A 9,850-nucleotide genomic window follows, 5' to 3' on the forward strand; every position below is an offset into this window, starting at 1 on the left:
CGGCGTTCAGGGTGTCAGGGCGTCAGGGGAGCGTCATTTCTTTGCTGCCTGGGGCTTGGGCCGCTGGGACTTCGCCGGCCCGGTGGACTCCTCGTACGCGGCGACGACCTCCTTGGCGGGGCCGTCCATCCGCAGCGTGCCGGCCTCCAGCCAGATCGCCCGGTCGCAGGTGTCGGTGATCGATCTGTTGCTGTGGCTGACCAGGAACACTGTGCCCGCCTCCTCGCGGAGCTCCATGATCCGGTCCTTGCTGCGCCGCTGGAACTTCGCGTCGCCCGTGGACAGTGCCTCGTCGATCAGCAGCACGTCATGGCTCTTGGCGGCGGCGATGGAGAAGCGCAGCCTGGCGCCCATGCCGGAGGAGTAGGTCCGCATGGGCAGGGTGATGAAGTCGCCCTTCTCGTTGATGCCGGAGAAGTCGACGATGTCCTGGTAGCGCTCGCGGATCTGCCGACGGCTCATGCCCATGGCCAGGCCGCCGAGTACGACGTTGCGCTCCCCGGTGAGGTCGCTCATCAGGGCGGCGTTCACGCCGAGCAGCGAGGGCTGGCCCTGGGTGTGGACCCGGCCCTGCGACGGGGGCAGCAGCCCCGCGATCGCCTTGAGGAGCGTCGACTTCCCGGATCCGTTGGAGCCGATCAGGCCGATGGCCTCGCCCTTGTACGCGGCGAAGCTGACGCCCTTCACGGCGTGCACCTGGCGCGCGCCCCTGGGCTGTCCGCGCGACACGATGCGGTTCAGGGCGGAGGTGGCGCTGCCCCTTCCGGTGCGGGCGCCGTTCACCGTGTAGGTGATGTGGACGTCGTCGACGACGACGGTGGGCACACGTGTGTCGGGGGTGTCAGCCACGTCCGTACCTCTCCTCGGCCTTCCAGAAGAAGATGAATCCGCCGATGCCGCAGACGAGGGCCCAGCCTGTCGCGACGGCCCATACGTGCGGGGGCAGCTGCGCGCCGGTGAAGCTGTCGATCAGGGCGAAACGCATCAGGTCGATGTAGACGGCCGCCGGGTTGCATTCGAGCGCCAGCAGGACGAGCTTCGGCACCCGGTCGCCGCTGAGCAGGTGGTCGAGGCTCCACATGACGCCCGACGAGTACATCCAGGTGCGCAGGATGAAGGGGGTCAGCTGGGCGATGTCGGGCGTCTTGGCGGCCAGCCTGGCCATGACCATCGAGACCCCCGTGTTGAACAGGGCCTGCAGGGCGAGTGCGGGGACGGCGAGCAGCCAGGACGGCCGCGGGTACTGGCCGAAGAGCAGAAGGATCAGGGACAGCGCGCCCAGCGAGAACAGCAGCTGCTGGAGCTGCTGGAGCGCCAGGGCGATCGGCAGCGAGGCGCGCGGGAAGTGCAGGGCCCTGACCAGTCCGGTGTTGCCGCTGATGGCCCGGGTGCCGGCCGTGATCGAGCTGGCGGTGAAGGTCCAGATGAAGACCCCGGTGACGAGGAAGGGCACGAAGTCGGGGACTCCGCGCTTGGTGTCCATCAGGATGCCGAAGATGAAGTAGTAGACCGTCGCGTTGAGCAGCGGGGTCATGATCTGCCAGATCTGGCCGAGCTTCGCCTGGCTGTACTGCGCGGTCAGCTTGGCCGTGGCGAAGGCGGTGATGAAGTGCCTGCGCCCCCAGAGCTGCCGGACGTACGCGCCGAGCGTCGGCCGGGCCCCGCTGACGGTCAGCCCGTGCCGGGCCGCGAGCGCGGCCAGCTCACCGGGCTCGTACACGGGGAGGAGGGTGGGAGGTGCGGTGTCCACCGGGGACGGCGGGGCTGCTGTCTGGCTCACCACGGTCGCTTTCGACGGGGTCGGGGGAAACAGGGCGGACAGATCCGGATCGATGGGACGGCACCGTATCGTCGCAACGCTGACAGTAGGACGTTTGTACGTCGCAACGCAACCGTTTCGTCGTTACGGTCTATCATTCGGAGATGAACACCGAACGGCGAACCGGGCGCCGCATCCCGGCAGGTGCCGCGGTGCTTCGGGAGGACGTGACCGACGCGATCCGCGGCGCCGTCTTCGAGGAGCTGGCCGCCGTGGGATTCGCACGGATGTCGATCGAGGGCATCGCACGGCGCGCGGGGGTGGGCAAGACCGCCGTCTACCGCCGCTGGAAGTCCAAGCTCCATCTCGTCCTCGACCTGGTCGCGGCCGTCGCCGCGCAGGGCATGCCGGCGCCCGAGACGGGTTCGCTGTACGGGGATGTGCGTGCCGTACTGGAACTCGCCGCGTACGCCCTGCGTCATCCCGTCGCCTCCCAGGTGATCCCCGACCTGCTGGTCGAGGCGGCCCGCAACCCGGAGATCTCCGACGCCATCAAGGCGGCGCTGCTGGACCAGCAGCAGGGGGTGGCCGCCGTCGTCGTACGGGCAGCGGTGGCGCGCGGCGAACTGCCCGAGGGCAGCGATCCGGACCGGGCGCTGGACCTCATCGTCGGCCCGCTGTACTGGCGCCTCGTCGTCGTCCGAGGCGATCTGCCCAAGGGGTACCTCGACGACCTCGCGGAGTCCGCGGTCCGGGCGCTCAAGGGCTGACGGGGCTCGACGGGTCGTCGTCGAGCAGCCGGTCCACGACCCTGCGGGCCGCGTCGCCGCCGCCGGGTGCGCAGTGCTCACGCCGGAAGCTGTCGTACGCCTCCGCGTGCAGCTTCGCCGAGGCCGTCGTGGTCCGCAGAGCCTGAGCCACCTCCTGGGTGGTGACGAGCAGCGGCCCGGGGGCCCGGGTCTCGAAGTCCAGACAGAAGCCGCGCACGCTGTCCCTGTAGTGCTCCAGGTCGTAGGTGTGGAAGAGCATCGGACGGCCCGTGTGCGCGAAGCCGAACACCAGGCCCGAGTAGTCGGTGATCAGCACATCGGCGATCAGCAGCAGCTCCGTGGTGTCCGGGTGCGCGGACACGTCACGCAGGGCGGGGTGCGCCGGCACGCTGCCCGTCACCCGGGGATGCCTGCGGACCAGCACCGTGGTCCGGCCGTCCAGCGAGCCCGCCAGCGCGGGCAGGTCGAGCGCCGGATCCCAGCGGTACAGCGGGGAGGAGCCGGCGGGGACACCTGCCGTCGGGTGCGCGAGATGGTCGCGGTACGTCGGCGCGTACAGCACCACGCGGTGGCCGTCAGGGATGCCGAGACGCCGGCGTACCCGCTCGGCGGTCTTGTCCCGGCCGGGCGCGAACAGCAGGTCATCGGCCGGGCATCCCGCCTCCAGCACCTCACCGCCGTAGGCCAGGGCACGGCGCAGACGCGCGGTGGCCGACGCGTGAGGGGAGACCAGGACCGACCACTGGGCGGAGCGGTGCTCCAGCGTCGCGAGGTCCTGGTGGTCCGCGTACAGGGTGCCGGTGAGGTCGAGGCCGAACCTGCCGAGCGGGGGGCCGTGCCAGGTCTGAACGACCGTCTGGCCGCGGCGGCGCTCGAACCACGCGGGCAGCTGCCCGGCCACGACGATCCGGCGGGCCCGCGCCAGCGCCTCGTACCAGGTGGTGCTGTACGCCACGACGGGGACGGCGGTGGACGGTACGCGGGCCGCGGCACCCGGGGAGCCGTCCGTGACCCAGAGGTGCTCGGCATCGGTGCTCCGGCGGACGAGCTCGGCGTGCACGGCGCGCGGGGAGCCCTCTCCGGAGTGCAGCACGATGTCCCGGAGGGGCAGCCGGCGCTGCGCCGGATAGTGCGCCGTCCGCAACAGGCCCTGGCGGTACGCGCTCCGCTCCGCCTCGCCGAGCGCCGGCGCGCAGTGCACGGTCAGCCGGTCGCCGTGACGGCGGTCGACACGGAAGCGCGCGCCCACGGCGGCCATGGGCAGGAGCGCGGCGAGGGCTGCCCCCACGCGCACGGGCCTGCCGTCGAGGAACACCTCCCAGTCACCCTCGCGGGGCGGTGGCGCGAGCAGGGCCGAGAAGCGGCCCTCGTGCGCCGTACCGGGGCCGTGTCCCCCGACGGAGCCGGTCAGGGGTACGGTCACCGTCTCGCCGAGGGTGCTGTGCCGTAGTTCGAGCGCACCTGTCCCGGTCCCGCCGATGCGCAGCGCACCACCCGGAGCGCGCTCCGCGTGGTCGACGCGCGGTTCGTCGGACGTGTCCACCACCAGATGGCCCGCCGCGTCCGCGTACGCGGGCGGCGGCAGGTCGGGGGATGCGGCGAGCGGCACCCGGACGCCGTCGGTCAGGAGGGCGGCCCGCCAACGGCCCCCGGACGCGAGGCCGGACGCGAGGACGGGGGCGGGACCGGGGCCGGTGGCGGGCTCGGCGGTGAGCTCCGCGAGCGGGATCAGGGCGCTGAAGGCTCCGCCCCCGTCCCCGCCCCCGCCCCCGTCCTCGCACCGCACCGGGCAGACGCGCTCCGTCGCCCCGTCACGGGTCAGCACGAGCGCCGTCGGCCGGGCGTCGTCCCCGTACAGCCGCCCCGTCAGCTCCAGGCCGCCCGGCACCTGCTCGTGGCCGGTGACCAGGGCGGGCAGCCGGGACACGGCCAGTTCCAGGCGGCCGTCCCGGTAGTCGAGGACCGCGCGCCCGCCACCGCCCAGGTCGTGGACCAGCGGTTGCGCGGCGGACGCCTCCACGGCGCGCAGCGCGGCCCGGCGTACGACGCCGTGTCCGGCCACCACCACGCCCACCAGCCAGTTGCCCGGACCGAGCCGCCCCGGGTCGAGCACCGTCTCGAAACCTGCGTGGTCGTAGCAGTGCGACTCCTGGCCGGAGTCCGTGGTGGCCCGGTCCATCCGGATCGTGCGCACCGGCACCGCCCGTGGCAGCCCGCCCGCGGCCTCCCGCACCAGGCCGGCCTTCAGCGAGTGCCGGGCGGCCGGCGCGGGGAGATTGCGGATGTAGGCGTATCCGCGCAGCCGCAGCCTGCCGTCCTCGCCCCATGTGGCGTCCACCAGCCGTGCCACGGCCGGCAGATCACTCCTGCCGAGTCGTGCCGAGACGCCCCGGCCGCCCCCGACCCCGGGGTGCACAGCGCGCCGCCGTCCCGGCGGGCCCGCGACGGTGAACGTGCCCGCGCCGTTGGCCCGTTCGAACGCCAGGAGCGCCAGCAGCTCGTCGGTCCTGCGCTCCCGCACCAGCTGCCAGCGGATGCGCGCCTCGGCCGGCAGTCCGGCCGAGGCCGCGTCGCCCGCCCGGTCGACGAAGGCGCCCGCGTCGGACATGAACGCGGAGCGGTAGGCGGGGCCGCCCATCGGCAGTCCCTCCAGGAAGTAGACGAAGTCGTCGCGCAGGCAGGAGGCGTCGTAGCGCAGCCGCTGCCCGTCGCCCCGGCCCGCGAGGAACGCGCTGACCTGTTCGCACGCGGCGATCCGGTCCCGCACGCCCCGCACGTCCGTACGCCGACGGGTGATGGAACCCTCCCGCACACGCCAGTGGTAGACGTGCTCGTGCAGCACGTCCACCGCCTCGGCGAGGTAGTGCGCGGGGATCATCACCGGAGTGTCCTCGTAGAGCTTGCCCACCGGGAAGGAGAAGGCGTGCCGGTCCCAGAAGGAGCGCCGGAACACCTTGTTCCAGGCGACACGGTCGGCCAGCAGCCCGGCGTCGCGGGTGATGTGGGTGCGGGGGCGGTCGGCGGTCAGCCACCGGTACTGCCAGGCCTGCTGCCTGCCCTGCTCGGTGAGCCGCCACACGTTGCCTGTCACCAGGTCCGAGCCGGTGGACTCCAGGGAGGCGACCATCCGTTCGTACGCGTCGGGGACGAGGGTGTCGTCGCTGTCGGCGAACGCCAGGTAGGGGACGCCGGGTGTGGTGCGGGCGACCCCTGTGTTGCGTGCGGCGCTCAGGCCGGCGTTGGGCTGGTGGACACAGCGGAAGCGGTCGTCCCGGGCGGCGAAGTCCTCGGCGATCCCCCGGCTGTTGTCCGTCGAGCCGTCGTCGACGAGCACCACCTCGATGTCCGTCAGGGACTGCCCTGCCAGTGAGGCGAGGCACTCCTCCAGGTAGTCCTCGACGTTGTGCACCGGGACGACGACGCTGAGGAGTGGCTTCATGGAGGGCTCAACAGGGGTGAGCGCCCCGGGTCACGCCACTGCCCCGAACGGGTGAAGATCCCTGGGGTGGCCGGCGCGGTCGCCGTTACGCTCGGCTGCCATGCTGCTCACCGTCGTCGTATCCGCCCAACGTGTCCAGGGGTATCTCAGGGCAGCCCTGGAGTCCGTGACCGGGCAGCCGCCGCCGGAGGGTGTGCCGGGTGAGCTGGAGCTGCTCGTCGTCGGCGCGGCCGACGGCGGGCTGGAGCGCGCCGTCGCCCGGGAGTTCGCCGGGAACGACCTCCGTGTGCGTGTGATCGACAGCCCCCCGGACGCGGGCGCGGCCCGTGACGCCGGTGCGGCGGCGGCGCAGGGGACCTATCTGCTCTTCCTCGGCGGGGACGACCTGCTCCTTCCCGGAGCGGTGGCGGAGATCTGCGCGCGGCTCGCCGACGACCGGCCCGACGTGCTGCGCCTCGGCCACGACCGGATCGACTGGTGGGGCACCGTGCAGCCGGGCGACGCAGCCCTCCCCGCCGCCCGGAACCAGCTCTTCCGCCGCGCCTTCTGGGACGCCCACCGGCTCGGCTTCACCGAGGGCCCGTACGGCGACGTGGTACCCGTCCACCGGGCGGCCTTCCTGGCCTCCGACAGGGGCACCCTCGCCGCGCTCGACCGGATCTGCGTCCGCCACCGGCTGCGCCGCACCGGTCCGGCTGTCGCGGTAACGGGCCGTGCGCACTTCGCCGTCATCGAGGCCTACGAGCGGCTGGCCGACGAGACCGGCGGCGACCCCCGGATCGCGGCTGCCCGTACCGCGCACCTCACGGCCGTGCTCGACGACCCGGGCCGGATCGCCCCCGGCGACCGCGCCGCGTTCTTCCGGGCGGCCGGGCTGCCCGGCCGGTACGCCGCCCATCGGAGCAGGCAGGCCGTGCGCGCCTGGCGTACCCGGGCGCGGGCCGCCGTGCGCGCGGGCAGGAAGGCGCTGCGCGCCCGCGTGCTGCGCCTCGTCTACCGCGCCGACCTGCACCGGCCGCTCGACCCCTGCCTCGCCGTCTACGGGGCCTACTGGAACAGGGGCGTCGCCTGCAATCCCGCCGCCGTCTACGCCAAGGCCCGCGAACTGGTCCCGCACGTCCGGGGCGTCTGGGTCGTCTCCTCCCGCCACCGCGACCGGATGCCGCCCGGGGTGCCGTACGTCATCGAGGGCTCGCGCGCCTACTGGCGGACCATGGCCACCGCGACGTACCTCGTCAACAACTCCAGCTTTCCCGGTGGGTTCACCAAACGGCCCGGACAGGTCTATCTCCAGACCCACCACGGGACGCCGCTGAAGACCATGGGCCTGGACCAGCTCCCGTACCCCGCCCTCACCAAGGGCGTCAGCTTCGAACGGGTCATCGCCCACACCGACCAGTGGGACTACAGCCTCTCCGCCAACCCGCACAGCACCGAGATCTGGGACCGGGTCTACCCCTCCTCGTACGAGCAACTGCCGTACGGCTATCCGCGTAACGACATCCTGTGCACCGCCACCCCCGAACAGACCGAAAAGATCAGGGCGGAGCTCGGCATCGTGCCCGGATCGACCGTGCTGCTGTACGCGCCGACCCACCGCGACTACCGCGAGGGCTTCGTCCCCCGGCTCGACCTGGAGCGGCTCAGCCGCGAGACGGTGCCCGGCTGTGTGCTGCTGGTGCGTGCCCACTACTTCTACGGGCGGTCGGCCGGGGCCGCGGCGGGTGACCGGGTCGTCGACGTCACCGGTCACCCCCGCGTCGAAGAACTCTTCCTGGCGGCCGACGCGTTGATCACGGACTACTCGTCGCTGATGTTCGACTACGCCTGTCTGGACCGCCCGATCATCACCTATGTGCCCGACTGGGACGCCTACCGTGCCGCCCGGGGCACCTACGTCGATCTGTTGTCCGGGCGTCCCGGTGACGCCCCTGGGGCGGTAGCCACCACGGAGGACGAGCTGCGCGATGTGCTGCGCAGCGGCGCCTGGAGGTCCCCGGAGGCCGATGCGCGGCGCGCCGCGTTCCGCAGGCGCTTCTGCCCGTACGACGACGGACACGCGGCGGAACGCGTGGTGCGGAGGGTCTTCCCGGTGAGCTGAACCGGCCGCGCTCGAAGGGAACCCTCTCGAACGAGGCGCGTTCGAACTGAACGCCGGAGTCACCCGTACGGGGCGATCCCTCCGCACGCCGGCGTCGTTGTGCTCAACAGCGCGCACACGGAAACGTCGGGAGAAGCTCATGCACCGGTCCGCCTACGAGCAGATGCGGCTCTGCGTCGAGGAATATCTGCCCAGAACCCGCAGGCACCGCGTCGTCGACCTCGGCTCGCGGATCTCCGAGAAGCAGACCCGCACCCACCGGGGACTCCTGACCGGCCACGACATCGACTACTTCGGGGTCGACGTACTCGACGGTCCGAACGTCGACGCGGTCATGGACCGGCCCTACCGGATCCCCGTGAAGTCGCGCAGCGCCGATGTGGTGCTGTCCGGCCAGGCTTTCGAGCACATCCCCTTCTTCTGGGTGTCGATGATGGAGATCGCCCGGGTGCTCAGGCCCGGCGGTTACGCGTTCATCACCGCACCCTCGCGCGGCCATGTCCACGACGCGCAGGACTGTTGGCGCTACTACCCGGACGGCTTCCGGGCGATGGCCGCCCACGCACGCCTCGAACTCCGCGAGGCGTACACGGACTTCCCGCCTGTCAAGGGCATCCGGCACGACTACGCCTCCATCGACGCAGGGGCGGCGTACTGGGGCGATTCGGTGGGCGTCTTCCGCCGTCCGCGGCCCGACCGGCGGCCGGTGACCCGGCTGAAGAACGGGCTTGTGGACTTCGCGGTGCGCGAGACGGCCGTGTGGTGGGCCAACCGGGCCGGAGGGGTGGACAGGGTGCCGCTGCCGCGCCCGCTGGACGGGCGGGAGCTGTGCGGGCGTCCGGACAGCCGTACGGTTCCATCAACCACCGGTTGACGAAAGGTGACATGCGTCGCAAAGCGCGCGTACTCTCCGGCTCCATGGCTTGGCGCAACGCCGTCAACGGCGTCCTTCAGCAACTCACCGGATACCAGCTCAGGCGTGCGACCCTGCCCGCTCCGCGCTCGGCCCCCGCTCAGCCGCCGCCCACCCCGAAGGCCGCGGTCAGGAAGCCGGTGGAGCTCCCCGCGGACTACGACGACGAGGCGAAGGAGATCATCCGCGCGGTCAAGCCGTACACGATGACCTCACCGGAGCGGCTCAACGCCTTCGTCCTCGCGACCCGGCACATCGTCAAGCACGACATCCCGGGCGACATCGTCGAGTGCGGTGTCTGGCGCGGCGGTTCCATGCAGGCCTGCGCCAGGACGCTGCTGTCGCTGGGGGAGACGGGGCGCGACCTCTACCTCTTCGACACGTACGAGGGCATGACGCCGCCCACCGACGAGGACCTGCGCCGGGACGGCAGGCCGGCCAGGGAACTGCTGGACGCGCAGGGCAAGGACCGGCCGATCTGGGCGGTGGCCTCCCTGGAGGACGTACAGGCCGGGTTCGAGAAGGTCCCGTATCCCGCGGACCGTGTCCACTACGTACGGGGCAAGGTCGAGGAGACCGTCCCGGAACAGGCACCCGAGCGGATCTCCATCCTCCGGCTGGACACCGACTGGTACGCGTCGACGAAGCACGAGCTGAGGTACCTGTACGAGCGGCTCGTGAGCGGCGGGGTGCTGCTGATCGACGACTACGGCTACTGGCAGGGATCGCGCCAGGCCGTGGACGAGTTCCTGGAGGAGACCGGCGAGCAGCTCCTGCTGCTGCGCATGGACGAGGGCCGTATCGCCGTCAAACCCTGAGCGGGCGATGCCCGGTCGAACCCCTCGCGGGCCGTGCCCCGTTGTGAGCC

The 9,850-nt window shown here is 72.1% G+C and carries 7 protein-coding genes; 4 read left to right on the forward strand and 3 right to left on the reverse strand.

From position 1 onward, the window contains the following. Positions 1–33 precede the first annotated feature (33 nt). A complete protein-coding gene (locus OG623_RS21425; protein WP_406148481.1) occupies positions 34–849 on the reverse strand; it encodes an ABC transporter ATP-binding protein in 816 nt (271 codons plus the stop codon). Then, positions 842–1,783: an ABC transporter permease gene (locus OG623_RS21430; protein ID WP_406148483.1), complete on the reverse strand. Its 942-nt coding sequence runs from the start codon at positions 1,781–1,783 to the stop codon at positions 842–844. The genes OG623_RS21425 and OG623_RS21430 overlap by 8 nt, the downstream gene beginning before the upstream one ends. Positions 1,784–1,923: 140 nt before the next feature. On the opposite strand from OG623_RS21430, the gene OG623_RS21435 reads away from it, so the two are divergent. Then, the gene (locus tag OG623_RS21435) at positions 1,924–2,529 is read left to right on the forward strand and encodes a TetR/AcrR family transcriptional regulator (RefSeq protein WP_406148485.1); all 606 of its coding nucleotides are present in this window, start codon (positions 1,924–1,926) and stop codon (positions 2,527–2,529) included. Here OG623_RS21435 and OG623_RS21440 read toward each other — a convergent pair. Then, on the reverse strand, positions 2,519–5,968 hold the full coding sequence (locus OG623_RS21440) for a CDP-glycerol glycerophosphotransferase family protein (RefSeq protein WP_406148486.1): 3,450 nt from the start codon (positions 5,966–5,968) through the stop codon (positions 2,519–2,521). The genes OG623_RS21435 and OG623_RS21440 overlap by 11 nt on opposite strands. Before the next feature lie 100 nt (positions 5,969–6,068). Here OG623_RS21440 and OG623_RS21445 point away from each other — a divergent pair, with 100 nt between their 5' ends. The 3 genes from OG623_RS21445 (at position 6,069) to OG623_RS21455 (ending at position 9,800) form a co-directional block, all read left to right on the forward strand. Then, entirely contained in the window at positions 6,069–8,069 is a 2,001-nt protein-coding gene (locus OG623_RS21445) for a CDP-glycerol glycerophosphotransferase family protein (protein WP_406148487.1), read from the forward strand. A 139-nt stretch (positions 8,070–8,208) separates the two neighbouring features. After that, positions 8,209–8,943, forward strand: coding sequence for a methyltransferase domain-containing protein (locus tag OG623_RS21450; protein ID WP_406148489.1), 735 nt, complete (start codon positions 8,209–8,211; stop codon positions 8,941–8,943). A gap of 11 nt (positions 8,944–8,954) precedes the next feature. Further along, complete coding sequence (locus OG623_RS21455) at positions 8,955–9,800, forward strand: TylF/MycF/NovP-related O-methyltransferase (RefSeq protein WP_406148491.1); 846 nt, start codon at positions 8,955–8,957, stop codon at positions 9,798–9,800. Positions 9,801–9,850: the final 50 nt, after the last annotated feature.

It is taken from the genome of Streptomyces sp. NBC_01012, assembly GCF_045162755.1.
Classification (GTDB): Bacteria; Actinomycetota; Actinomycetes; order Streptomycetales; family Streptomycetaceae; genus Streptomyces.